This window comes from Nitratidesulfovibrio sp. 1201_IL3209, assembly GCF_036763125.1.
GTDB lineage: Bacteria > Desulfobacterota > Desulfovibrionia > Desulfovibrionales > Desulfovibrionaceae > Cupidesulfovibrio.
Map to the genome: position 1 here is coordinate 57,136 of NZ_JBAIYT010000017.1, position 23,850 is coordinate 80,985.

The following is a 23,850-nucleotide window of genomic DNA, read 5'->3' on the forward strand; positions in this document are numbered from 1 at the left end:
TTCCGTGGGCGCGCGCCCACGGGACATGGCGACGCACTCCGCGCCCCGCGCACGGCTTTTGGTTGACGGAGGGAGACAACTATCCGACATGTCTGTTACATGGCTCGAAAGGCAGGCGGCCGGTCCCGCCCCGACATGGCGCCAGACCTGGCGCCCGGCACGGTTCCGGCATGCAGTTGACGAGCACGTGTTCCCTAATGTTCGTGAGCGGTTGTCCGATAAGTGCAGTACACACTCACCTTGTTACCGTGCGAGGCGTGCATGAAACTGACGATTCTCCGCAAACTGCTCATCATGGTCATCTGTATCGTGCTGCTGACGGCGGCGGCCATTTTCGGCACGGCTCACCACTTCATGAAGCGCGGTTTCGCCGACGAATCGGCACAGGCGGTGACCCGGCTGCGCGACGTGGTGGTGCGCAACATCGGCGACCGTTCCTCCAAGTTCCTGGAGGAAGTGGCCCTGGTGGCGCAGCACGCGGACTTCGCCGCCGCCGTGGCGGCGGGCGACGGCCCGCGCGCGGCGGAACTGGCCAGGCGGCTGATGCGCGACGTGGGGTCGGACTTCATGACCGTCACCGACGACAAGGGCAACGTGCTGGCGCGCGGGCACTCCGACAAGACCGGCGATTCGGTGCTGGACCAGGACACCGTGCGGCGCGCCCTGCGCGGCGAGGCCTCGGTGGGGGTCATATCCGGCACGGTGGTGCCGTTCACCCTGCGGGCGGGGGCGCCCATCCGCCAGGACGGCAAGGTGATCGGCACGGTGGCCATCGGCACCTCGCTGGTGCGCGAGGGCTTCGTGGACGACCTGAAGTCGTTCACCGGCCTTGAGGTCACGGTGTTCAAGGGCGACACGCGCGTCATGACCACCATCGTGCGCGACGGCAAGCGGGCCGTGGGCACGCGCATGGACAACCCCAAGGTGATGGAGACGGTGTTCAACGCGGGCAAGACCTTCCTTGCGCGCAACGTGATTCTCGGCAGCGAATACGAGACGGCGTACTGGCCCATCCTGGACATGGACGGCAAGACCATCGGCATGTGGTTCATCGGCATGCCGGTGGCCAGCATCATCGAGGTGCAGGACCGGGTGACCAATTCGTCGCTGGCGGTGATGGCGGGCGTGCTGCCGGTGATGATCGCGGTGGCCTGGCTGCTGGCGCGCGCCCTGTCGCGGCCCATCTCGCGCACCACCGCCTATGCCACGGCGGTGGCCGGGGGCGACCTGGATTCCGAACTTGCCGTGCGCACCGGCGACGAGGTGGGCCAACTGGCCGACGCCCTGCGCCCCATGGTGGCCACGCTCAAGGACAAGATAGGCGAGGCCCAGGAGCAGACCCGCCTTGCCGCGGCGGAAACGGAAAAGGCCCGGCAGGCCATGGCCGAGGCGGAGGCCGCCAGCGCCCGCGCCGAACAGGCCCGGCGCGAGGGCATGCTGCACGCCGCGCGCGAACTGGAAGGCATCGTGGACATCGTGTCCGCCGCTTCGGAAGAGCTTTCGGCGCAGATAGAGCAGTCCTCGCGCGGGGCGGAACTGCAAAGCCGCCGCACCGGCGAGACCGCCGTGGCCATGGAGGAAATGAACGCCACCGTGCTGGAGGTGGCCCGCAGCGCGGGCCTTGCCGCCGATACCGCCAACGACGCCAAGTCCAAGGCTGCGGCCGGGTCGGGCATCGTGGACGACATGATCGGCGGCATCGGCGTGGTGCAGCGCCATTCCGAAACCCTGAACCGCGACATGGACGCCCTGGGCAAGAGCACCGAGCGCATCGGGGCCATCCTGGGGGTGATTTCCGACATCGCCGACCAGACCAACCTGCTGGCGCTGAACGCGGCCATCGAGGCGGCCCGCGCCGGTGACGCCGGGCGTGGCTTCGCCGTGGTGGCCGACGAGGTGCGCAAGCTGGCCGAAAAGACCATGACCGCCACCAAGGAGGTGGGTGAGGCCATCGGCGGCATCCAGCAGGGGGCCAAGGTGAGCATCGCCCAGGTGGGCGAGACGGTGCGCGAGGTGGAAAGCGTCACCGGCAGGGCGCGCGAGGCGGGCCAGTCGCTGGCGGCCATCGTGGCCCTGGCCGATTCCGTGTCCGATCAGGTGCGCTCCATCGCCACCGCCAGCGAGCAGCAGTCCGCCGCGTCCGACGAGATCAACCGGGCCGTGGAGGAGGTGAACCGCATCTCCGCCGAGACCAGCGACGCCATGCGCCAGTCGGCCCTGGCCGTGAGCGAGCTTGCGGCGCAGGCCCAGAGACTGAAGGCCATCATCGAGCAGATGCAGAGCGAGAACGCCTGAGGCGGCGCGCCCCTCGGCGCGCACTCGTGCAAATGAAGACCGGGATCGTCCCTGCTGGGGCGGTCCCGGTCATGTCTCGACGGGGTAGGTTCGGGCTGGCGCGGGCTCTCCGCGCTTACGAGCACACGGCGTCGCCGCTCCGCAACTGGCGCAGCACGTCGGCCACCTCCGGATGGTCGGCGTGGTTGCCGCGCAGCAGGTCGAGGCAGGCGTCCACCACGTCCGGGGCGTACAGCCTGCCGCTGCCGGAGGCAAGCTCGTCCATGGCCGCTTCCACGCAGTGGGCCGGGCGGTAGGGACGGTGCGAGCACATGGCCTCGGCCACGTCGGCCACGCCCAGGATGCGCGCCCCCGGCAGCAGGGCGTCGCCGGACACCCCGTGCGGGTAGCCGGAGCCGTCCAGCCGTTCATGGTGCTGCAACACCATGCGCGCCACGGGGTGGGGAAAGGGGATGCTTTCCAGGATGTCGTGCCCGAACTGGGGGTGCTGGCGCATGAAGGCCATCTCGTGGGCGTCGAGCACGGTGGGTTTCAGCAGGTACTGGGCGGGGATGCACAGCTTGCCGATGTCGTGCAGCATGCCCGCCACCCGCACCGATTCCACCTCGTCGCCGGGCATGCCCAGCCTGCGGGCCATGGCCGTGGCCAGCACGGTGACCCGGGCCTGATGGGTGCCGGTGTAGGCGTCCTTCAGGTTGGTGACCCGCGACAGGGAATCCACCGTGGCCTCCAGCATCCCGCTGAGCCGGTCGTAGGCGGCGCTCAGTTCGCGGGTGCGTTCGGCGATGCGCGCCTCCAGACCGGCCCGGTAGGCCTCGTTCTCCGCCAGCAGGCGGGACCGCTCCAGGCAGCGCTCCACGGTGTGTTCCAGGGCGCCCATGTCCTCCACGGGCTTGGCCAGGTAGTCCCAGGCGCCCTCGCGCAGGGCGGCCACGGCATCGCGCAGCACGCCGGTGCCGGAAACCACCACCACCGGCGTGCCCCGGCCCGAGGCCGCGATGGCCCGGATCACCGAAAGCCCGTCCAGCACCGGCATGCGCAGGTCCACCAGCACCAGGTCCGGCCCGTGCTCCTTCCAGGCGTCCAGCCCGGCGCGGCCATCCTCGGCCTGGAGCACGCCGTAGCCGCTGTCCGACAGGAAATCGGCCAGCGAGCCGCGGACCTGCGGGTCGTCGTCGATGACCAGGATGCTGGGCGGGGTGGACATGGCAATTCCAGAGGGGCGGCGCATCCGGGCGGTGCCGGGGCCGGTTTGGATGCCTGTGGCGAACGGGCCGGGCGGGGCGGCGGAGGCGGACCCGCCCGGCGATGCGGGGTTGGCCGGTATGCCCGCCGGTGGGTCATGGCCCGGCGAGTATCGGGTATGCGAACACTAACAGGCTGCGGTACCCGCCGCAAGGGGGTGATGTGGGGCTTGGCGCGGCCTGCGCGGGGGCGTGCGCGCGCCGCCCCGTCGCGTGCGTGGGACGGGGCAGGGCTATTCCACGGGGCGGCGGCCCACCACTCCGCGCAGGCCGGTGCACAGCCCATCGTGCATGCACGGGGCAAGGTGCAGCACGGCGGGAAAGGTGGTGCCCGAGGCGTGCAGGGCCTCGCAGGCCAGCGATGCGGGCTGGCCGTTGCGCAACGCCTCGGCGATGGCGGCGGCCATGCGCGGCCGCTCGTCCGGCGCCAGCAGGTCCAGCAGTCCCGCCGCCGGGGGCAGCGTGGCCGGGTCGATGCCGAACTGCGTTGCGGCGGCGCGGTTCAGCGAGCGCAGGATGCCCGCCGGGTCGGTTTCGAACACCGTGACGGACAGGGTGTCGATGAATTCGCGCTGGCGGCGGTCGTGCTCGCGCAGCAGGCGGTACAGCTCGAAGCTCTCGATGGCGTTGGCGCAGTGCTTGAGGATGAGCGACAGCAGCGAGAGCAGGATGCCGGAAAGGTTCTTTTCGGTGCGCGGCATGGCCCCGATGAACATGCCCCGCACGCGCGAGGTGGTGGCCAGCACGCTGAGCACCAGCCGGTGGCTGTTGTCCGAGGAATACACGGTGATGGGCCGGTTCTCGCGCACGGCCAGGGCGAACACCCCGGTCTCGATGAGCCGCTCCACCTCGCGTTCGATGGCCGGGCCTTCCTGGCTGGGACGACACAGGCCCAGCACGAAGTCCGAGGTGTGCTCGTCCACCAGGTAGAACGCGGTGACCGAGAACTGCACCAGTTCGCCGATGCGCGCCACCGCCTCGTCCAGCAGGGCCGAAGGTTCTTCCAGCCGGTTGATGCAGGTCTGGAAGTCGCCGAGGTTGAAGGCCATGTCCAGCACGTCGAGCGTGAACCGGGCCTGGTCTTCCAGATGGCGCAGCCGGGCGTGCAGGCCCGCGCTGCCGAAGGTGGGGTCGTTGCTAGTCATGCGTTTCCAGGAACCTGATGATTTCCAGCACCTGATATTCCATCTGGTTGGCCGTCTGCACCACCGCGCCGGGGGGCAGGGCCAGGGCGGCCCACCCCTCGTCGGACAGGGGCGGCACCAGCACTTCGCCGCTGGTGCCGTGGCACAGGGCGTTGGCCAGCAGGTCGGCCACGGCCATGATGGCCGGCTCGCTGCTGCCGCTGGAGCTTTCGGGCGTATGGTGGCGCTGTACGTTGCGTTCGAGCGAGACCGGGCACTTCCATTGCCGCAGGATGGCCCCGCCCATCTCGTCGTGGGTGAAGCCGACGATGTCGCGCTCCAGCGAGCGCACCGTGGTCCCGCGGGCGCGGGCCTCGGCCAGCAGCAGCCGCCCGTGGTCGGGCAACTGCCCGTAGATGGCCAGCCGCCCCAGGTCGTGCAGCAGCCCGGCCACGAAGAACCGTTCGCCGTTGCCCATGCGGTGCAGCCCGGCCAGGATGCGCGCGGCCACGCCGCAGGCGATGGAGTGCGTCCAGAAGGCGCGCATGTCCACCAGGTCCTGCGGCACGCCCCGGAAGGCCGTGACCACGCTGACCCCCATGGCCAGCGAGACCAGCTGGTTGGTGCCGATGATGGACACGGCGCGGGTGATGGTTTCGATGCGCGCCCGCAGCCCGTAGTAGGCGCTGTTGGCGATGCGCAAGAGGCGCGCGGAAAGGTCGGTGTCCTTGGAGATGATCTCGGCCGCGTCGGCGGCGGAACTGCGCGGGTCGTTGACCACCTCCACCAGGCGGTGGAACACGCTGGGCAGGGTGCCGAAGCGCATGTCCTCGCGCAGCACCGATTCCAGCGTCACCGGCCGGGGGGCGGGATCGGGCCGCACGGGGCAGGGGGCGTCGCCGGGGGCGGGGGGCCACGGCGCGGGCGTGGCGGCAAGGCGCATGGCACAGTGGCGCAGCAGCGCGGCCACGTGCGGGTTGGCCGGGTCGTGCAGGGCGAAATGGGCGCGGGTGCGCTCCATGGCCTCGTCGAAGCGGGCGGCCACGGTGGGCGGCATGTCGCCCCCGCCGTCGTCCTCGCCGATGACGGCGGCCTCGGTGACGCCCCAGATCTTGAGGATGCGCAGGCCCGCGGGCGACAGCACGTCGCCGCACTTGAACAGCAGGCGTCCGTTGCCGTCGCGGATGTCGTCGGCCACGCGCATGCCCGGCTTCAGGTCTGTGATGCTGATGCGTGTCATGAGACTCCGTGCGGGGCTTCGGGCCTGGCCCGATGCAGCTCGCCGCCAGTGTGGCGGTCCGGCTCGCCGCCCGCGTGGCGGCGGGCTGGCCGGACGTGTTCCGTCCGGTGCCGCCCGGCCCGGCGGAGGGCGTCGGCGCCAAAGAGCGCCAAGGGCAACACGGACCCGAAGCATAGTACAGGAAATGACCGGGCGCATGCAACAGCATTGCCCCGCACCGCCCCCTTCGCCGCCGGAGGACCGCCGGGGCGGCTGCCATGCACCGGAAAGTCCGGCCGCCTGCCGCGCATCGAGCGCCCGGCCTGGCCGCCAGCCGCCGCCACGGCCCCGTTGCTTCCCCTTCGGGGCGAGTTCTGGTAGGTACGTGCCCGTACAGGGACCGGATGGGGGACCGGACGGGAGCCCGGCAAGGCCGCCCAGCGCCGCCCGGCCACGCTCCGGTTCACGCCCGTCCGCCTTTGGCCCGCGCGCGGTCCGCATCCGCCTCTTTGCTCCGGCCCGCCGCCGGGTCCCAACTCCCCTTGCCCAAGGAAACCGAATGAATTTCAACATGCTGGACGCGGCTTTCCTGATCATCGTCGGGTTGTTCGTCCTGCGCGGGCTGTTTCGCGGCTTCGTGGAAGAGGTGGCGGGCCTGGTGGGCGTCATCGGCGGGTTCATCCTGGCCAACCGCCACCACGGCGACGCCGCGCCGCATGTGGCCAAGGTGGTGGGCGACCCCGGGTGGGTCAACGTCATCGCCTACGTGGGCGTGTTCCTGGGCGTGCTGCTGGTGGTGGCCATCGTGGCGCGCATCATCCGCAAGCTGCTGGTCATCACCTTCGCGGGGTGGCTGGACCACATGGCGGGCGGGGTCATGGGCGCGGCCAAGGGGCTGCTGATCTGCTCCATCCTGCTGGCCGTGCTGCTGCACTTTCTGCCCGACGCCGCCTTCGTGCGCGATTCGCGCGTGATACCGTACCTTTCGATGATCACCGGCTACGTGAAGACGTTCTTGCCGCAGCAACTGTTCTGACGGACGGCGTAGGCCGGACCAAATTCCCGACGGACGGCGTAGGCCGGCCAAAGTTTCCGCCGACGGCGTAGGCCGGTCCGGCTCCCCAACCCCACCCCCAACGCCCGGCAGCGCCGGGCATCCGACGGATTGCAGACCATGAGCACCGAACCCGCATCCCCGACCTCTCCCCAGGGCCTTCAGGCCGTCATCGATGTCATCGACCGCCTGCTGGCCCCCGAAGGCTGCCCGTGGGACCGTGAACAGACCCCGGAATCGCTGGCCGACTACGTCATCGAGGAATGCTTCGAACTGGTGGAGGCCATCCGTTCGGGCAAGGTGCACGACGTGCGCGAGGAACTGGGCGACGTGATGTTCCTGCTGGCGTTCATCGGCCGCCTGTACGCCGACAAGGGCCAGTTCACCCTGGACGAGGCCATGGAAGGCAACGCCGCCAAGATGATCCGCCGCCATCCGCACGTGTTTGCCGAGGGCGAATGCGCCAGCCGCGAGGAGTTGCTGCGCAACTGGGAGCGCATCAAGCGCGAGGAGAAGGCCGCGGCCATGGCCGACGGGCCCGATGGCGATGGTGGCGGCGACGGGAAGGCCGCATCCGCCGAAGAGACCCCCAAGGGCGTGTTCGACAGCCTGCCCAAGGGGCTGCCCCCGCTGGTCAAGGCCTATCGCCTGCACTCCAAGGCCGCTCGCGTGGACTTCACCTGGGAGAGCGACGAGGACGTGGAACAGCAGGTGGAGGCCGAATGGCTGGAATGGCTGGACGCCTCGGCCAGCGGCGACAAGGAGCGCCAGGAGCAGGAACTGGGCGACTTCCTGTTCACCATCGTGGAACTGGGCCGCCGCAAGGGCATCAAGGCCAACGCCGCGCTGGACTACGCCACCCTGAAGTTCCTGCGCCGCTTCGAGGGCATGGAAGCCCTGGCGCGCGAGCGCGGGCTGGACTTCCCCAATCTTTCCTTCGAGGAAAAGGACGCGCTGTGGAACGAGGTGAAGGCCGCCGAAAAGGCCTGATGCCCGGCCCGTCAGGCCCATCCGGCCCATCCGAAGTGTCCGGCCCGCTGGCCCCACGCATCGCCGATGCGGTGCGGCAGTGGCTGGCCACCGGGGTGCGCCTTGATCCCGAGACCTGTGCATTCCTGGAAGCCCAACTGGACCTGCCGGGCCTTGCCGCCCTGCCGGGGGCGGAGGCCGCCGCGCGGCTGGCCCCGCTGCTGGGGGCCGCGCCGCAAGGCCGGGGTGCGGGCACGGCCGGGCACGGCAGGGATGGAGCCGCCGACCAGCCCGCTGCCGACACCGAAACCGCTCTCGAATACCTGTTGTATCCCGATACGGCGTTGCGCCTGACCGTGGAACGGCTGCTGGTCCATGCCGGTTGGGCCACGTCCGAATCCGCCCCCGATTTTGCCCCTGCCCCTGCCCCTGCCCCCGCCATCGCGTCTTCCCTCTCCGCAGAAGTGCTGCGGCTGCTGCCGCCGGACAGCCCGGCCGTGCTGCACCTGTCCGAAACCCGTGACGAACCGCAAGACGGCTCGCAACACGCCCCGCACGCGGCGCGCCTCGTGCTGCCCGTGCCCGGATGGGCCATGGCCCTGCTGGTGCGCCGCCTGCGTCTGGACCGGGCCATTCCCGCGCATCTGGCCGCCGCCGTGGCCGATCACCTGCCGGAAGCGCAAGTCCTTGCGGTGCGCCTGGCCCTGCGCGACGCCCGGTTCGAACTTGCCGAAACGCTGGCTGTTTCCGTCGCCGAATCCTCTGTGCGAACCTCCTACGAATCCCGTCCCGATCTGGTGCTGCGCTTCATCCGGCACATGCCCCCGTCCGACCCCGGCTACGTCGAGGCGTTGGCCCTGTGGCTGGACCTGCTGCACGACCTGCCGCCCGGCGGAAGCGCGCACGCAGCCCTTTCCGCCCGGCGCGAACGCCTGTCCCGCGCGGCGCGCGAGGCCGACGAGTTCACGGAACGGCTGGGCCGCCTGAACATGGAAATCCTGATGTTGCAGGGGGTGCATGCCCCGGCCCTGGACGCCGCCGAGGCGCGCCGCCGGGTGCGCCTGATGGACCGGATGTGCCTGGCCGTGCTGGGCCGCCCTGCCGCGCCGGACCCGGCGGAAGGGGGCATGTATCCCGATGCGCCGGCCGGACACGATCTGGGCGCGTTCGACCCGGCCACGGGGCTGGACGACCTGATGCGCCTGCTCTCCTGACGGTGCTCTCTCCGTCAGTCTTCCGCCCACCGGAAAAAGGTCGGGTGCGCCGCCACGGAAACGTTCCGCCACGGCGCACCCCGGTGCCCATTGACGCCCGCGCGTCAGACGGTGACGTCCACGTGCTCTCCAAGGCCGCGCACGGCCACGGAGGACTTGGTCTGCGTCTGTCCGGCGTCCCGGCGCTCCTGCCGGGGAAGGGCCTCCGCCTGCGCGGCCGCGAGTTGTTGCCCGTCCTGTTGCATCAGGCGGGTCTGCTCCAGCACGTTCAGGATGCCCTCCGCGCCACCGGTGAACTGGTCTATCCGCATGGCGCACCTCCTTTCCGGGGATGCGACGCCCCGTATCCGTCCTATCGGCAGGCCCCGCGCTTTCCACAGGGGGGAGCACGAAAACGGATGCATTCCGCACCTGTCTTGCGTATCATCGGGCATGGCGCGATCCGGTTCGAGCGGAGCACGCGCCGCAACCGCCCGCCGCGCGGGCAGGCCGGGCAGGGTCGCAGGCAGGCCGTGCCCGCAGGGGAGGCTGCCATGATCATGCCGCAGAACGAGGCCAAGTTCCGCTACTGTCCCTTCCTGAAGACCAGCGACGACAAGATGCGTTTCTGCGTCGGCGCCCAGTGCATGATGTGGCGCTACAAGCATCCCCAGCGCAACGCCGAGGGCGACGAAGGGTATTGCGGGCTGGCCGGCAAGCCCGCCGGAGCCATGTAGGACCCCGGTCCGGGCCAGTGGGGGGGCAGGCCGCAACCGTGCGCATCCTTCCATCTTCCTGTCCAAAATCCACAGCAGCATCACCCACCAGCGGGCACGCATCCATGAACACCACCCCGGGCAAGGGCAGCCGAGTCATCGCCTCGCGCAACCTGTTCTCGTACTTCCTCTTCCTGCTGCTGGTGCTGGCCTTGTGGCTGGCCTACCAACTGGTGGAATCCTTCCTGCACACCCTCATCCTGGGGGCGGTGTTCTCGGCCATCTGCTACCCGCTGTACCTGCGTTGCAAGCCGCTGGTGCGCGGCAACTCCATCCTTTCGGCGCTGCTGGTGCTGACGGGGCTGGTGGTGTGCATCGTCATTCCCGTGTGCGTGTTCGTGGCCCTGCTGATTCCCCAGGGCATGCAGACGGTGACGGCCATCAACAAGTGGCTGAGCGGCGGCGGCCCGGCGGCGCTGCTGTCCGAATCGAACCTGGAGCCGTGGCTGGCCTGGGTGCGGGTGAACCTGCCGTTCATCGACCTGAGCCACATCGACTTCCAGACCAGCATGCTGCAATTGTCCCGCACGGCGGGGCAGACGCTGATCCAGTGGGGCTCGTACGTGCTGGGCAACACCATGCTGTTCTTCCTGCACTTTCTGCTGCTGCTCCTGGTGATGTTCTTCATGCTCAAGGACGGCAGGCGCATGGTGGAGGGGGTGAAGTACCTGTGCCCCCTGCGCGAGGAGCAGGAGGACATGATCATCCAGAGCCTGCGCCGCGTGGCCCGCGCCGTGCTGGTGGGCGGGCTGCTGGTGGCCGTGGTGCAGGGCGTGCTGGGCGGCATCGGCATGGCCATCGTGGGCATGCCCGGCCTGTTCTGGGGCACGGTGATGGGCTTCGCCTCGCTGGTGCCGGTGGTGGGCACCGGCCTGGTGTGGGGACCGGCCAGCGTCTACCTGCTGCTGATGGGCCAGTGGAAGGGCGCGGTGTTCCTGGCGCTGTGGTGCTCGCTGGTGGTGGCCGGGGCCGACTCCATCCTGCGGCCGTACTTCATGCGCGGCAGTTCCGGCACCTCGGTGTTCTACATCTTCCTGTCCATCCTGGGCGGGCTGAAGACCTTCGGCATGGCGGGCATCATCTACGGCCCGCTCATCCTCAGCTTCACCATGGTCATGCTGACCCTGTACGGCGAGGAATACCGCGACATCCTGGCCCCGCGCGCGGCGGACCCGGCCAACTGCCCGCCGTGCCCGCCCCGTGCGGAGGCGGCTGCGGAGAACACCGCCAGGGACGCCGCGAAGGCCCCGCCGGGCACGGGGGGCGACGTCTAGAGCCCTCCCCCGGAACGCCTCCGGCGGGAATCGCACGGAGTGCGCAGCCGCGTGGCCTTCTTGCCATTTTCTTGGGTTACCGGTAGGCCGTGAACTGGGCACGGCCCCGCCGGTGTTCTTCCGGCCATGTATCGCAAACCGTCGATGTGGCGGGCTCCTGCCCGCAGGGGGAGACGTGTTGCGCGAACCTTCCGGTGCAGAATGTATCTCCGACGCCTCCGAACCGCCTGCCGGACCGGAGCGTTCCGGCATGGCTGATATGTCCGGCATGCCCGGCATGTCCGCCATATCGGGCATAGCTGGGGCGCCGACGCACGCCGATGCGGACCTTTCGTCCGGCCAGCCCGATGCGGCGGCCCCGCCCATTCAGCCCCATTCGCCGCTGCCGCCACCGGAGCCGCAGCCGCACGCTACCTGCGTTTCCGGCGATTCCCTGTTCGCCGGGCTGCCCGACCTTGCCGCCATGCTGGGCACATCCCCCACCCGTTCAGTGCAGGAAGAACCGGCCACACCCCCGGCGTCCGGCATGGACGACCTGCCCGTCATGTCCCTCATATCCGACGGGAACGCCGAAGGTGACGCCCCGCATGCTTCCCCGGCCTCCCGCCCCTCGCCCCATGGGGACCTGGCCGCGCAGTTCGGCGCGGCGGGCATCGGCGTGTGCGTGTTCGACCCGGCGGGCCAACTGCTGTACATGAACGGCCGCATGGCCGACCTGCTGGGCTGCGGGCCGGAGGACATCCCTTCGCTGTTCTGCGCCCGCATGGTGGGGCTGGAGGGCACGGCCGACGTGCTGGCGCTGTTCCTGCGCGTGGCTTCCGGCCAGGACGAGGGCGGCAGCGTGCGCAAGCGCTTCCTGCGCGGCGACGGCGGCACCATGCTGGCCTCGGTCACCCTGTACGCGGTGCACGACGCCCTGGGCCTGCCGCTGCACGTGGTGCATCTGGTCCGCCCGCTGGACCGTACCGACCGCAACGACCGGGGAGGCAGGGGCAGCGACCGGCCGGACATCCAGGCCCGGCGACGCTTCGACGACGTGCCCTTCCCCGTGGGCTGGTCCGCCACCGACGGCGCCCATACCCCCGGCACGGCGCGGCCCGACCGCTACCGCGCCGCGCTGCACCTCATCGCCCACGCCACCCTGCACGAGCCCGAGCCCGACGGGCTGGCCCTGGCCTTCGCGCGCATCTTCCGTTCGCTGCTGCCGGGCGAGCCGCCGCAACTGGTGGTCTACCCCGGCGACGGCAGCCGCACCGTGTACGCTTCCGCCGACGCGGCCGGGCGCAGGGACGCCGCGCCCCCGTGCGACCTTGCGGCGCGGGTGTACCTGCGCGGCGAGACCGTGCGCGTGGACGCCGACGAACTGCGCGAACTGGCCGAGCTTGGCGAATGCCTGCTGTCCGACCCCGTGCCCGCCCACTGGCTGGGCGTGCCGCTGCGCACCCGCACCGGCGAGGTGCTGGGGGCCATCGTGTGCCGGGTGGAAGGCGAGGACGATGCAGGCTGCGCCGAGGCGCAGGCCCTGCCGCGCCCCGCGCCCGCGCGGCCCCGGCCGGACTTTTCGGCAGAGGACCGCCGCCTGCTGGAACTGGTGTCCGGCCACGTGGCCGACGCCCTGGCCGCCCGGCGCGACCTGGGCCGCCGGGCCCTGGACGAGGTGCGCTTTCGGGCCTCGTTCATGGACGCGGTGGCGGGCATGGCCCTGCTGGACGCCGGGGGCAGGCTGCTGGCGGTGAACCGGGCCTTCGAGGCCGCCTTCGGTTATCCCGACGGCGTGCTGGCCGGTACGGAACTGCGCGACCTGCTGCCCCCCGACGTGGCCGGGCAGGCCCTGCGCGAGTTCGGCGGGCTGTGGCTTTCGGTGTCGGCCATCCGCGCGGTATCGGCCATGGGCGGCAGCGGCGAGGCCACCGGCGCCAGGGTGGAGACCTCGTGGCCCTTCCTGCGGGCCGACGGCGAAAAGCGCTGGATGCAGCAGAGCCTGCGCATCCTGCCCGGCGAGGCGGGCCACCCCCCGTGCGCGCTGCTGCAAGTTACCCCGCTGGAGGGCGGCAACGGCCGCGCCGGGCGCGACCCGGCCGCCCGCGACGAAGAGCGCATGACCCAGACCGCCTTCCACGACGTGCTCACCGGCCTGCCCAACCGGGTGCTGCTGCTGGACCGCGTGGAAAGCGCCCTCAAGCGCGCCCGGCGGCACGATCATTACCGTTTCGCCGTGCTGTTCCTGGACATCGACCGGTTCAAGGTGGTCAACGAAAGCCTGGGCCACCGCGCGGGCGACGAACTGCTGCGCCTGTTCTCCGACCGGGTGCTGCCCTGCCTGCGCGAGGTGGACACCCTGGCCCGCTGCGGCGGCGACGAGTTCGCCGTGCTGCTGGACGACGTGGAGGACATGGCCGAGGTGGGCACCATCGTCGAGCGCATCCAGGACGCCCTGCGCACCCCCTTCCCGGTGCACGACACCGAGGTGTACATGGCGGCCAGCATCGGCGTGGTGGTGCGCGCCCGGCAGTACACGTCGGCCGAGGACATCCTGCGCGACGCCGACCTCGCCATGTTCCGCGCCAAGGAATCGGGCAAGGGCCGCTACGAACTGTTCGACGAGGACGTGGCCCCCGCCGCCCCGGACAAGCTGCGCCGCGAGAACGAACTGCGCCGGGCCATGGAGCGGGGCGAGATAGAACTGTACTTCCAGCCGGTGGTTTCGCTGCGCACCGCGCGCATCACCGGACTGGAGGCGCTGGTGCGCTGGAACCACCCGGAACTGGGCCTGCTGACGCCGTCGGACTTCATCCCCCTGGCCGAGGAGTCGGGGCTGATCTACCACCTGGACCGGCACGTGCTGGAACTTGGCTGCGCCTCCGTGCGCGCCCTGCGCGAACGGGCCGGACCGGCGGCGGAATTCGCCCTGAACCTGAATATCTCCGCGCGCAGCTTCCGCCGCTGGAACATGGTGGAAAGCTATTCCGCCGTCATCCTGGAATCCGGCTGCAACCCGCTGGACGTGCGGCTGGAGATCACCGAAAGCCTGCTGCTGACCGGCGTGGATTCCGTCACCGACAAGCTGTGGAAGTTCAAGGAACTGGGCGTCTCGCTGGTGCTCGACGACTTCGGCACCGGCTATTCCTCGCTGAACTACCTGCGCCAGTTTCCCATGGACATGATCAAGATCGACAAGTCGTTCACCAGCCGCGTGCACGAGGAAAAGGCCGCCTACGGCATCGTGCAGTCCATCGTCAGCCTTGGCCGGGGCCTCGGCCTGGGGGTGGTGGCCGAAGGCATCGAACGGCCCGAACAGGCCGAAGTGCTGCTGGAACTGGGCTGCCTGTACGCCCAGGGTTTCCTGTACTCCCGCCCGCTGCCCTTCGAACGCACCGTCAAGGTGCTGGAACGCCGCTCCCCCCTGCCGCTGTCGGCGGGGTAGGGGGGGAGATTTTCACGGAAAGATTTTGTTTAGAGAAAGCATTATCGGGGGAAGGGACCCTTTAAAAAGGGTCTCCTTCCCCCGTACCCCCATCCCCCCAAACTTTTCAATTGGGGGGATGGTACGAAAGAGGACCGGAAATTCTCCGGCCCTCTTTCTTGGTTTAGTGAAAAGGTGGGCGGTAGAGCCACCGAACTGTAGCGGAGATAGGGAGGGAGCCCCCAAATAAAGAGTTTGGGGGGGAGGGGTCCGGGGAGGGAGACTCTTTGCCTCAGCCGTTAGGCGAGCTTGCGAGCCTTACGGATGAGGACCGCAACGCGCAAAGGGTCCCCTCCCCGGTTCATTCTTCTCTTACTCGCCTTTCGGAAACGCCAGGGGCAGCAGGTCGTCGATGTGGCCTACGGGGTGCACCTGGATGCGGCGCAGCAGGTCGGCCGGGATGTCTTCGAGGTCCTTGACGTTCTGGCGCGGGATGATCACGTGCTGCATGCCGCGCGCCACCCCGGCGAGGATCTTTTCCTTGATGCCGCCCACGGGCAGCACGCGGCCGCGCAGGGTGATCTCGCCGGTCATGCACAGGTCGCTGCGCACGGGGGTGCCGGTAAGGGCGGAGAGCAGCGCGGTGACCATGGTCACCCCGGCGGAGGGGCCGTCCTTGGGGGTGGCCCCTGCGGGCACGTGGATGTGCAGGTCGAGCTTTTCCGAGAAGTCGGGCTCTATGCCCAGGCGTTCGGCCCGGCTGCGCGCGTAGGAGATGGCGGCCTGCGCGCTTTCCTTCATCACGTCGCCGAGCTGGCCGGTCATGGTCACGCCGCCCTTGCCCTTCATGGGGGTGACTTCCACGTGCAGCACTTCGCCGCCGTAGGGGGTCCAGGCCAGGCCCAGGGCCACGCCGGGCAGCAGTTCGGCTTCCTTTTCCTCGTCGATGAAGCGGGGTGCGCCCAGGAATTTTTCCAGCATGCGCGGGGTGATGCGGAAGGGGCCTTTTTCGCCCTCGGCCTTGCGGCGGGCCACCTTGCGGCACAGCGAGCCGATCTCGCGTTCCAGGTTCCGCAGCCCGGCTTCGCGGGTGTAGCCGGTGATGATGCGCTCGACGAGCGCGTCGGGCACGGTGACCTCGCGCGGGGAGAGGCCGTTTTCCTTGGCCTGGCGCGGCAACAGGTAGCGGCGGGCGATGGCCAGCTTTTCCTGCATGGTGTAGCCGGGGATGGAGATGACCTCCATGCGGTCGCGCAGGGCGGGGGGGATGGTGTCCAGCTGGTTGGCGGTGCAGATGAACATGACCTTGGACAGGTCGAAGGGCACGTTCAGGTAGTGGTCGCTGAACGACCAGTTCTGTTCCGGGTCCAGCACTTCGAGCAGCGCCGACGACGGGTCGCCCCGGAAGTCGGAGCCGATCTTGTCGATTTCGTCCAGCATCAGCACGGGGTTGCGCGTGGCCAGCTGCTTCAGGCTCTGCACGATGCGCCCCGGCATGGCCCCGATGTAGGTGCGCCGGTGGCCGCGGATTTCCGCCTCGTCGCGCATGCCGCCCAGCGAGATGCGCTGGAACTTGCGGCCCATGGCCCGGGCGATGGACCGGCCCAGCGAGGTCTTGCCCACGCCGGGGGGGCCCGCGAAGCACAGGATGGGCCCCTTGGATTTGGGGTTCAGCTTGCGCACGCTGAGGTATTCCAGGATGCGGTCCTTGACCTTGGCGAGGCCGTGATGGTCCTCGTCCAGGATCACCTTGGCCTTGGTGATGTCCAGCCGGTCGCGCGAGAGCTTGGCCCACGGCAGTTCCGCCAGCCATTCCAGGTAGGTGCGCACCACGGTGGCCTCGGACGAATCGGGGTGCATGGAAGCCAGGCGGCGCAACTGCTTGTCCGCCTCCTTGCGCACCTCGCGGGGCAGCCCGGCGCGCTCCAGGGAGCGGGTCAGGTCTTCCAGTTCCTCGTCCTCGTTGCCCGATTCGCCAAGCTCGCGGCGGATGGCCTTCATCTGCTCGCGCAGGAAATAGTCCTTCTGGGCCTTGTCCATGCCCTCGCGCGCCATGCTCTGGATCTTGGCCTGCATGGACGCCACTTCCACTTCCTTAACCAACTGCTCGTTGACCAGGCGCAGCCGGGCGTCGGGGTCGGTGCATTCCAGGATGGCCTGCGCGTCGGACACCTTCATGCGCAGGTTGGCGGCGATGAGGTCGGCGAGGCGCCCGGGATCGTCCACGGAGTTGAGCACGGCCATGATGTCCGAGGTGGCGATGCCGCGCAGCGAGAGAATCTTTTCGCTCTGCTCGCGGGCGGCGCGCATCATGGCTTCCTGCTCCACGGTGGGCGGACCCAGTTCCGGCTCGGGCAGGGTTTCCACGCGGGCGGTGAGATAGCCGTCGCCCACGCCGAAGGATTCCACACGGGCGCGGCTGATGCCCTGCACCAGCACCTTCAGCCGGTTGTCGGGCATCTTCAGCATGCGCATGATCATCACCACCGTGCCGGTGGCGTGCAGGTCTTCGGGCGCGGGGTCGTCCACAGACTCGTCGCGCTGGGTGCAGATCATCAGGTAGCGGCTGCCGTTGAGGGCGGCGTCCACGGCCTGCACCGACTTTTCGCGGCCCACGAACAGCGGCAGGATCATGTAGTTGAACACCACCACGTCGCGCACGGGCAGCACGGGCAGTTCGTCCGGCAGCACGGGCAGTTCCGGCCCGTCGGTGACGTTGGGGGCGTCAGTGGCGTCGGGCGAATCGGAGGATTCGGGGCCGTCGGCGTTCAGGGCGCCGGGGGTTCCGAGACCGCTGATGCCCCCGATACCGTCGATATCGTCGATGCCGTCGAAATCCGTGGCGAGGGAATCGTCCCCGGCGCGGGGCGGGGTGGGCACGCCCATGTCCTTGCCGGTGGGGCCGGTGGCGCTTTCTGCGGCGTCCGTGGAATCGGTGGAATCGGTGGAACCTGTTGAATCGGTGGAATCGGTGTCGCCGCTTGCGGCGTTGCCGGTGGCGTCCTTTTCTTGGGCTCCGGCCTTGCCGGTCCCCTTGGGGGTGCCGTCGTCGTATATGTCGTCGGTCATGCGGGGTGCTCCTCGCGTGTCAGAATCGGATATGGAAATCGTGCGGGGCGGCGTCCTGCCCGTCCGGTGCATCGGGAGACGCATGCTCCTCCACGCCGGTGACCCTGGCGAACATGGGACCCTGCCACAGGGCGTCGCGCAGGGCGTCCATGCGCTCGTCCGGCCCCTGGGCCTCCAGTTCCACGCTGCCGTCGGGCAGGTTGCGCACCCACCCGGACAGGCCCAGGGCGCGGGCTGTGCGGCCGGTCCAGGAGCGGAAGCCCACCCCCTGCACCCGGCCGGTGACCCTGAATCGGCTGCGCGCCATGTGCGTCCGCTCCCGTTGCTTCGTTGCGGCGGCGTAGCATCGCAGTCCGCCGTCAGATCAGGCCGTCGTTAAATCAGGCCGTCGTCCTTGAGGCTGTAGCAGGCGTCGTCGGTGACGATGACGTGGTCCAGCAGGCGCAGGCCGATGGCCTTGGCCGAAAGTTCCAGCTGACGGGTGATCTCGATGTCTCCCGCCGACGGCGACGGATTGCCGCCAGGGTGGTTGTGCACCAGGATGATCGAGGCCGCCTTGTGCCGCAGGGCCAGTTCCAGGATTTCGCGCGGGTACACGGCCGATGCGTTCACCGTGCCGCGCGATGCCCTTTCCCAGGCCATCAGGCGGTTCTGGGTGTCCAGCAGGGCCACCCAGACCTCCTCGTGCGGCGATGCGGCCAGGCGCACCCGGGCCATTTCCGCCACCGCCTGCGGGCTGCCCAGCACTTCGCGTTCGCGGGCCGGGGTTTCCACGTAGCGGGCCATCACCTCGCGCAGCAGGGACCAGAAATCGAGCATGGCCGGGCCGAAGCCCTTCACCGCCAGCAGTTCCGAGGGCCGGGCGTCCAGCACGCCGCGCAGGCTGCCGAAGCGGGTCAGCAGTTCCTTGGCCAGCGGCTTGGTGTCGCGGCGCAGCAGCACGTGGCCCAGCAGCAGTTCCAGCACTTCGTAGTCGGGCAGGGCGGCGGGGTCGTTGCGCAGCCTGGCCCGCACCCGCTCTCGGTGGCCGTGGTAGTGGGGACCAGTGGTCATAATAAGCAGTCGTGCGGGGCGTGCAAGCCCGTTGTACGGGTGCGGCCCGTGGTTGCGGGGGCAAGGGCGGCAGCGCGGACGGACGGAGGTGCGCCCGGCGCTGCGGAAGCGGCCGGAAGCCGGGCCGGATGCGGCGGTGCCGGGGCCATGGTCAGTTCCTGTGCCCGCCCGGCGCGTACGCCGGGGGACGGGGCCTGCCGGGCTGGGCGGCCCCCTGCGCGGCGCGGCGGCCGCGGGCGAACAGGGTGAACAGTCCGGCCACCAGCATTTCCATGGCCTGCTCGGGCGAACGTTCGCCGCTCTTGATGCCCATTTCCGCCTCCAGCGCCAGGTCCCATATCCGGGCCAGCCCGGCATGGCCCAACTGGCGCGCCAGTTGCTGCTTGGGCGGCAGCACGGAAGGGGGCAGGCGCACCTGTTCGCCCACCAGCAGTTGCCACAGGATGCGCGTTTCGCGCAGCAGCATGCCCAGGAAGGGGAAGAGCATGGAATCGCCCCCCAGGCGGTCGCGCAGCACTTGGCGCCACACGGTCATGGGGGCGTTGCCCGCTTGCAGGGCGCGCATGAAGGAAAAGATGTCGATGTCCGCCGCGTGGTCCACCAGCGCGGCCATGGCGGCGGTCACCTCGCCGTCGCCCGCGGCCAGCGAGAGCTTTTCCAGTTCGGTGGCGATGGCCGTGGCGTCGGGCGGCAGGGCGGCGCATACCGCCTCCAGCGCGCCCGGCGCGAAGCGGATGGACCGCGACGCCGCATGCTGGCGCACGAAGGTGGCCACGCCGCGTTCGTCCAGGCCCGGCGAGCGCCAGATCCATTTCTTCGACTCCGCGAAGTCTAGGCAGCGCAGCTTGGCGATGTGCGCGGGCACCTTGGGCTGGCCCTTGTCGAAGCCCACCTCCAGGCACAGGAACGGCCACGCCAACGGATTGGGGCGGGCCAGGGCGGCGGAGATGCGCTTCCACGTCTCGGCGGGCAGGTTCTGGGCGTTGCGCACCACCAGCGCGCGCGGGGTGGCGAACAACCCTTGCAGGGTCAGGTGTTCCCAGAAGGCGGGGGGCAACGGCTCGTCGCCCCAGAATGCCTGGCGGTCCCATTCCGGCACGGCGGCCGGGGCCGGCCCCATGGAACCGGCGTTGGCATCGGCGGCCACGGGCGGATGCGCGGCCAGCAGCGCGTCGATGCGGTCACGGGTCAGGCGGGCGTCGGGGCAGATGCAGATGGTGAAGCCGGGTCGGGTCATGCAGTCACCGTGGGGTTGCGGGGGGCGGCAACGAGAAGGCCCGAAGGGAGCGCCTCCCCTCGGGCCGTTTATATCCGGGCCTTGGCCTGCGGTCTAGAAGCGCTGGCGCATCCTGTCCACCAGCCGCCGCACCAGTTCGGCGCCCACCTTTTCGGCGGCGTCGCGTTCGTTGTAGGTGTCGTAGGAGTCGGAATAGCTGACGATCTTCGATTCCCAGACCACGGCGTTGGTGGCGCCGTCGTACACGGTGGCCTCGGCGGACATGGAGGCCGTGTACAACTGGGTCTTGTCGTCGGAGTCGCGCACGTCGCCGCGCAGGCGGAAGTGGCGCACCCGCAGCTTGATCTCGTAGTCCGCGCGGCCGTCGTCCTTCCACACCGCCAGTTGGCGCGCCCCGATCTCGTCGCGCAGGGCGGAGCGCAGCACGTACGGCAGCCACGGGTACATGGTGGGGTTGTCCACGGCCTTGACCTTGAGGGTCTTGTTGCCGTCACCGAAGATGCCGGTTTCCTCGCTGGTCAGGTTGTACCCCGCGCAGCCGGTCAGCGATGCCAGCAGCGCGACGGCCGCAAGGGACGCCAGGGCGCACGACACGCGCCGCGCGATGCGGGACAGGGAGCCCCCGTTCCGGAGGGACGCGGCGGCCATGGCTAGCCGACCACCACGTTGACGAGCTTGCCGGGAATGACGACGACCTTGCGCACGGTGACACTCTCCAGGTGGCGGGCCACGTTGGGTTCCGACAGGGCGGCGGCCTCGATGGCCTTGGCGTCCGCCCCGGCGGGCACGCTGACGCGGCCGCGCAGCTTGCCGTTGATCTGGACCACGATGGTTTCCTCGTCACGGGCCAGGGCTTCCTCGCTCCACTGCGGCCACGGCTCGTCGGTGACGCGCCCGGCGTTGCCCACGGCCTCCCACAACTCCTCGGAAAGGTGCGGGGTGATGGGCGAGAGCAGCGTGAGCACGGTGGCCACGGCGCTGGACAGCACCCTGCGGCCGCCCTCGTCGCCGGACAGTTCGTCCTTGGCGAGGTACAGCGCGTTGACCAGTTCCATCACCGCCGCGATGGCCGTGTTGAACTGGAACCTGTCGCTGATGTCCGCCCCGGCCTTGCGCACCGTGGCGTGTTCCTTGTTGCGCAGGTCCTTGCCCTGGGGCGTGGCTGCGTCGGCCGCCGTGGCCGAGCAGGCCTTCACCGGCAGGAGCACGCCGGAAAGCTCCTCGGCCAGGCGCCAGATGCGCCCGATGAACCGGTAGGCCCCCTCGATGCCGGTGTCGCTCCAGTCGAAGTCGCGTTCCGGCGGCGCGGCGAACAGGCAGAACAGGCGCACCGTGTCCGCCCCGTAGCGGGCGATCATCTCGGTGGGGTCCACCACGTTGCCCTTGGACTTGGACATCTTGGCGCCTTCCTTCAGCACCATGCCCTGGGTGAGCAGGTTGGCGAAGGGCTCGTCCAGTTCGATGTAGCCGCAGTCGCGCAGGGCCTTCACGAAGAAGCGCGAGTAGAGCAGGTGCAGGATGGCGTGCTCCACGCCGCCGATGTACTGGTCCACGGGCATCCAGTACTTCAGCGCGGCGGGGTCGAACGCGCCGTCGTCCTTGCGGGCGCTGGTGTAGCGCGCGAAATACCACGAGGACTCCACGAAGGTGTCCATGGTGTCCGTTTCGCGGCGGGCCTTGCCGCCGCACTTGGGGCAGGCGCAGTCCGCGAATTCGGGGGTGTCGGGCAGGGGCGAGCGGCCGTCCTCGTGGGTGCGCACCTCCAGCGGCAGCAGCACGGGCAGGTTCTCGTCCTTCTCCGCCACCACGCCGCAATCGTCGCAGTAGACCACGGGGATGGGCGCGCCCCAGTACCGCTGGCGCGAGATGTTCCAGTCGCGCAGGCGGTAGTTGACGGTGCGGCGGCCCTTGCCGGACGATTCCAGCGAATCGGCGATCTTCTGCTTGGCGGCCTCGTTGGGCAGGCCGTCGAACTCGCCGGAATTGACCAGCACGCCCGCCTCGGTCCAGGCGGCCTGCATGGCGGCGGTGTCCAGCGCGTCGCCTTCCGGCTGGATGACCACCTGCATGGGCAGGCCGTACTTGCGGGCGAACTCGAAGTCGCGCTGGTCGTGCGCGGGCACGGCCATGACCGCGCCGGTGCCGTATTCGGCCAGCACGAAGTTGGCCACCCAGATGGGCATGCGGCGGCCGGTGAAGGGGTTCACGCAATATGCCCCGGTGAACACGCCTTCCTTCTCCAGGTCGTCGGACTGGCGCACGATGCGGTCCATGTTGTGGATGCGCTCCACAAAGGCGCGCACCGCCGGGGCCTCGGGCTTTCCGTCAATGAGCTGCTCCACCAGCGGGTGCTCGGGCGCGAGGCTCATGAAGGTGGCCCCGAACACGGTGTCCTGCCGGGTGGTGAACACGGTGATGGAGGCGCCATTGCCCGATCCGTCGGCCCCCTCCAGCGGGAACGCGATCTCCGCGCCGATGGACTTGCCGATCCAGTTGCGCTGCATGCTCACCACGCGCTCGGGCCAGCCCGCCTCCAACTTGTCGAGGTCGGCCAGCAGTTCTTCGGCGTAGTCGGTGATGCGCAGGAACCACTGGGTCAGGTTCTTCTGCTCCACGGCGGAATCGCAGCGCCAGCACAGCCCTTCGATGACCTGCTCGTTGGCGAGCACGGTGTGGCACTTGGGGCACCAGTTCTGCGGGGCCTGCTTGCGGTACACCAGGCCCTTCTCGAAGAAGCGCAGGAAGAACTGCTGCTCCCAGCGGTAGTATTCGGGCGTGCAGGTGGCGAGCTCGCGCCGCCAGTCGTACGAGTAGCCCAGGCGGCGCAGCTGGCTGCGCATGTTGTCGATGTTGGAAAAGGTCCACTTGGCGGGATGCGTGCCGTGCTTGATGGCGGCGTTTTCCGCCGGCAGCCCGAAGGCGTCCCAGCCCATGGGGTGCAGCACGTTGAAGCCCTGCATGCGCTTGAAGCGGGCCACCACGTCGCCGATGGAATAGTTGCGCACGTGCCCCATGTGGATGTTGCCCGAAGGGTAGGGGAACATTTCCAGCACGTAGTACTTGGGCTTGCCGGAGTGGTGGTCGCAGTGGAAGGCGCCGCTTTCTTCCCAGGTGCGCTGCCATTTGGTTTCGATGGACTGGGGATCGTATTTCATGCCGCGTTCGGGTTTCATGCCGCGATGGTCCTTGTGGGCTGCCCCGTGCCCGCCTGCCTTGCCGCCGGTGCCTGTTCCGGCCGCCGCAGGGGGCGGGTGTCGGGTCTGGTATCTGGTCTGCCGATTCGGGGGGACGCGCCCCCCACCCCCGGTGAAGACCGAGGGCGCGAACCCGTCAGACCGTAGCCTTTCGGGCGCGCGCCTTCAAGTGCCAATTGCGCATTCGCGGGGTGATTCCGGGCGGTTAAGCGCCGCCGGACCACCCCGGCCGCAGCGGGGCCTACTGCCCCTTGGGCGATAGTCGGCCCGATTCCAGCGCGCGGGCCACCGCGTCGAGGATGCCGTTGATGAAGCCACGCGAATTGTCGTCGCCGAACTGCTTGGAAAGCTCGATGGCCTCGTTCATGGCCACCTTGGCGGGCACGTCGTCGCGGAACAGCATTTCGTACACGGCGATGCGCAACAGCGTCAGTTCCACGCGGCCCATGCGCTCCACGCGCCAGTTCTGCGAAAAGCCCGATACGGCCTCGTCCAGTTCGGCCTGCGTCTTCCACACGCCGTGGATGACCTCCCACGCGTAGCCCTGCGGGGCGGTGGCGGGGTCGTGCCGGCCGGATTTTTCGTTTTCGGCCCTGTCCGTCCGATCGGCCACATCGGGCGAGGCGGCATAGGCCGCGCGCAACGCGCCCTCGGTGGTGGCCGGCGAAAAGCTGAGGCCGTACAGCACCTGAAAGGCCAGCGCGCGTTCGCTGCGCCGGGTGGGTTTCTTGCCCTGGTTGGCCATG

The 23,850-nt window shown here is 69.5% G+C and carries 18 protein-coding genes; 7 read left to right on the forward strand and 11 right to left on the reverse strand.

Features of this window, described 5'->3' with window-relative positions; genetic code table 11:
- Positions 1-261 precede the first annotated feature (261 nt).
- Positions 262-2,295 carry a methyl-accepting chemotaxis protein gene (locus tag V6B97_RS09730; protein ID WP_333506313.1) on the forward strand — a complete coding sequence of 678 codons (2,034 nt, stop codon included), beginning with the start codon at positions 262-264 and terminating at the stop codon, positions 2,293-2,295.
- A gap of 115 nt (positions 2,296-2,410) precedes the next feature.
- Here the strand turns inward: V6B97_RS09730 and V6B97_RS09735 are convergent, their stop codons facing one another.
- From V6B97_RS09735 to V6B97_RS09745, 3 genes are all read right to left on the reverse strand, one after another.
- The gene (locus V6B97_RS09735) at positions 2,411-3,502 is read right to left on the reverse strand and encodes an HD domain-containing phosphohydrolase (protein WP_333506314.1); all 1,092 of its coding nucleotides are present in this window, start codon (positions 3,500-3,502) and stop codon (positions 2,411-2,413) included.
- Between the two features lie 270 nt (positions 3,503-3,772).
- Positions 3,773-4,684, reverse strand: coding sequence for a PAS domain-containing protein (locus tag V6B97_RS09740; RefSeq protein WP_333506315.1), 912 nt, complete (start codon positions 4,682-4,684; stop codon positions 3,773-3,775).
- Positions 4,677-5,903 carry an HDOD domain-containing protein gene (locus tag V6B97_RS09745; protein WP_333506316.1) on the reverse strand — a complete coding sequence of 409 codons (1,227 nt, stop codon included), beginning with the start codon at positions 5,901-5,903 and terminating at the stop codon, positions 4,677-4,679. Before V6B97_RS09745 ends, V6B97_RS09740 begins: the two co-directional genes overlap by 8 nt.
- Before the next feature lie 538 nt (positions 5,904-6,441).
- Here V6B97_RS09745 and V6B97_RS09750 point away from each other — a divergent pair.
- From V6B97_RS09750 to V6B97_RS09760, 3 genes are all read left to right on the forward strand, one after another.
- A complete protein-coding gene (locus V6B97_RS09750) occupies positions 6,442-6,918 on the forward strand; it encodes a CvpA family protein (RefSeq protein ID WP_190244515.1) in 477 nt (158 codons plus the stop codon).
- Between the two features lie 138 nt (positions 6,919-7,056).
- Positions 7,057-7,926: a nucleoside triphosphate pyrophosphohydrolase gene (gene mazG / locus V6B97_RS09755; protein WP_333506317.1), complete on the forward strand. Its 870-nt coding sequence runs from the start codon at positions 7,057-7,059 to the stop codon at positions 7,924-7,926.
- Positions 7,926-9,119 carry a hypothetical protein gene (locus V6B97_RS09760; protein WP_333506318.1) on the forward strand — a complete coding sequence of 398 codons (1,194 nt, stop codon included), beginning with the start codon at positions 7,926-7,928 and terminating at the stop codon, positions 9,117-9,119. Before mazG ends, V6B97_RS09760 begins: the two co-directional genes overlap by 1 nt.
- A 104-nt stretch (positions 9,120-9,223) precedes the next feature.
- Here the strand turns inward: V6B97_RS09760 and V6B97_RS09765 are convergent, their stop codons facing one another.
- The gene (locus tag V6B97_RS09765) at positions 9,224-9,430 is read right to left on the reverse strand and encodes a hypothetical protein (protein WP_333506319.1); all 207 of its coding nucleotides are present in this window, start codon (positions 9,428-9,430) and stop codon (positions 9,224-9,226) included.
- Between the two features lie 222 nt (positions 9,431-9,652).
- Between V6B97_RS09765 and V6B97_RS09770 the strand changes: the two genes are divergently transcribed.
- The 3 genes from V6B97_RS09770 (at position 9,653) to V6B97_RS09780 (ending at position 14,572) form a co-directional block, all read left to right on the forward strand.
- Complete coding sequence (locus V6B97_RS09770; protein WP_333506320.1) at positions 9,653-9,835, forward strand: hypothetical protein; 183 nt, start codon at positions 9,653-9,655, stop codon at positions 9,833-9,835.
- A gap of 104 nt (positions 9,836-9,939) precedes the next feature.
- On the forward strand, positions 9,940-11,148 hold the full coding sequence (locus tag V6B97_RS09775) for an AI-2E family transporter (protein WP_333506321.1): 1,209 nt from the start codon (positions 9,940-9,942) through the stop codon (positions 11,146-11,148).
- 250 nt (positions 11,149-11,398) lie between these two features.
- On the forward strand, positions 11,399-14,572 hold the full coding sequence (locus V6B97_RS09780; protein WP_333506322.1) for a sensor domain-containing protein: 3,174 nt from the start codon (positions 11,399-11,401) through the stop codon (positions 14,570-14,572).
- Positions 14,573-14,923: 351 nt separating this feature from the next.
- On the opposite strand, the gene lon is transcribed toward V6B97_RS09780, so the two are convergent.
- From lon to nusB, 7 genes are all read right to left on the reverse strand, one after another.
- A complete protein-coding gene (gene lon / locus V6B97_RS09785; protein WP_333506323.1) occupies positions 14,924-17,620 on the reverse strand; it encodes an endopeptidase La in 2,697 nt (898 codons plus the stop codon).
- 19 nt (positions 17,621-17,639) lie between these two features.
- A complete protein-coding gene (locus tag V6B97_RS09790; protein WP_333506324.1) occupies positions 17,640-17,927 on the reverse strand; it encodes an acylphosphatase in 288 nt (95 codons plus the stop codon).
- Positions 17,928-17,995: 68 nt separating this feature from the next.
- Positions 17,996-18,673, reverse strand: a complete 678-nt coding sequence (gene radC / locus V6B97_RS09795; protein ID WP_333506325.1) for a RadC family protein — start codon at positions 18,671-18,673, stop codon at positions 17,996-17,998.
- A 151-nt stretch (positions 18,674-18,824) separates the two neighbouring features.
- Positions 18,825-19,910 carry a DNA polymerase III subunit delta gene (locus tag V6B97_RS09800; RefSeq protein ID WP_333506327.1) on the reverse strand — a complete coding sequence of 362 codons (1,086 nt, stop codon included), beginning with the start codon at positions 19,908-19,910 and terminating at the stop codon, positions 18,825-18,827.
- Between the two features lie 93 nt (positions 19,911-20,003).
- Positions 20,004-20,558 carry an LPS assembly lipoprotein LptE gene (gene lptE / locus V6B97_RS09805; protein WP_333506328.1) on the reverse strand — a complete coding sequence of 185 codons (555 nt, stop codon included), beginning with the start codon at positions 20,556-20,558 and terminating at the stop codon, positions 20,004-20,006.
- A 2-nt stretch (positions 20,559-20,560) separates the two neighbouring features.
- On the reverse strand, positions 20,561-23,065 hold the full coding sequence (gene leuS, locus V6B97_RS09810; RefSeq protein ID WP_333506335.1) for a leucine--tRNA ligase: 2,505 nt from the start codon (positions 23,063-23,065) through the stop codon (positions 20,561-20,563).
- Between the two features lie 280 nt (positions 23,066-23,345).
- Entirely contained in the window at positions 23,346-23,849 is a 504-nt protein-coding gene (nusB, locus tag V6B97_RS09815) for a transcription antitermination factor NusB (protein ID WP_333506329.1), read from the reverse strand.
- Position 23,850 lies beyond the last annotated feature (1 nt).

Excerpts from the sequence above, each read along its gene's own strand:
- V6B97_RS09775 (WP_333506321.1), top strand. The coding sequence starts at position 9,940 with ATGAACACCACCCCGGGCAAGGGCAGCCGAGTCATCGCCTCGCGCAAC.
- V6B97_RS09760 (WP_333506318.1), top strand. The coding sequence starts at position 7,926 with ATGCCCGGCCCGTCAGGCCCATCCGGCCCATCCGAAGTGTCCGGCCCG.
- V6B97_RS09790 (WP_333506324.1), bottom strand. The coding sequence starts at position 17,927 with ATGGCGCGCAGCCGATTCAGGGTCACCGGCCGGGTGCAGGGGGTGGGC.
- V6B97_RS09730 (WP_333506313.1), top strand. The coding sequence starts at position 262 with ATGAAACTGACGATTCTCCGCAAACTGCTCATCATGGTCATCTGTATC.
- mazG (WP_333506317.1), top strand. The coding sequence starts at position 7,057 with ATGAGCACCGAACCCGCATCCCCGACCTCTCCCCAGGGCCTTCAGGCC.
- V6B97_RS09735 (WP_333506314.1), bottom strand. The coding sequence starts at position 3,502 with ATGTCCACCCCGCCCAGCATCCTGGTCATCGACGACGACCCGCAGGTC.
- V6B97_RS09750 (WP_190244515.1), top strand. The coding sequence starts at position 6,442 with ATGAATTTCAACATGCTGGACGCGGCTTTCCTGATCATCGTCGGGTTG.
- V6B97_RS09740 (WP_333506315.1), bottom strand. The coding sequence starts at position 4,684 with ATGACTAGCAACGACCCCACCTTCGGCAGCGCGGGCCTGCACGCCCGG.
- V6B97_RS09800 (WP_333506327.1), bottom strand. The coding sequence starts at position 19,910 with ATGACCCGACCCGGCTTCACCATCTGCATCTGCCCCGACGCCCGCCTG.
- nusB (WP_333506329.1), bottom strand. The coding sequence starts at position 23,849 with ATGGCCAACCAGGGCAAGAAACCCACCCGGCGCAGCGAACGCGCGCTG.
- lon (WP_333506323.1), bottom strand. The coding sequence starts at position 17,620 with ATGACCGACGACATATACGACGACGGCACCCCCAAGGGGACCGGCAAG.
- V6B97_RS09745 (WP_333506316.1), bottom strand. The coding sequence starts at position 5,903 with ATGACACGCATCAGCATCACAGACCTGAAGCCGGGCATGCGCGTGGCC.
- radC (WP_333506325.1), bottom strand. The coding sequence starts at position 18,673 with ATGACCACTGGTCCCCACTACCACGGCCACCGAGAGCGGGTGCGGGCC.
- leuS (WP_333506335.1), bottom strand. The coding sequence starts at position 23,065 with ATGAAATACGATCCCCAGTCCATCGAAACCAAATGGCAGCGCACCTGG.
- V6B97_RS09770 (WP_333506320.1), top strand. The coding sequence starts at position 9,653 with ATGATCATGCCGCAGAACGAGGCCAAGTTCCGCTACTGTCCCTTCCTG.
- V6B97_RS09765 (WP_333506319.1), bottom strand. The coding sequence starts at position 9,430 with ATGCGGATAGACCAGTTCACCGGTGGCGCGGAGGGCATCCTGAACGTG.
- lptE (WP_333506328.1), bottom strand. The coding sequence starts at position 20,558 with ATGGCCGCCGCGTCCCTCCGGAACGGGGGCTCCCTGTCCCGCATCGCG.
- V6B97_RS09780 (WP_333506322.1), top strand. The coding sequence starts at position 11,399 with ATGGCTGATATGTCCGGCATGCCCGGCATGTCCGCCATATCGGGCATA.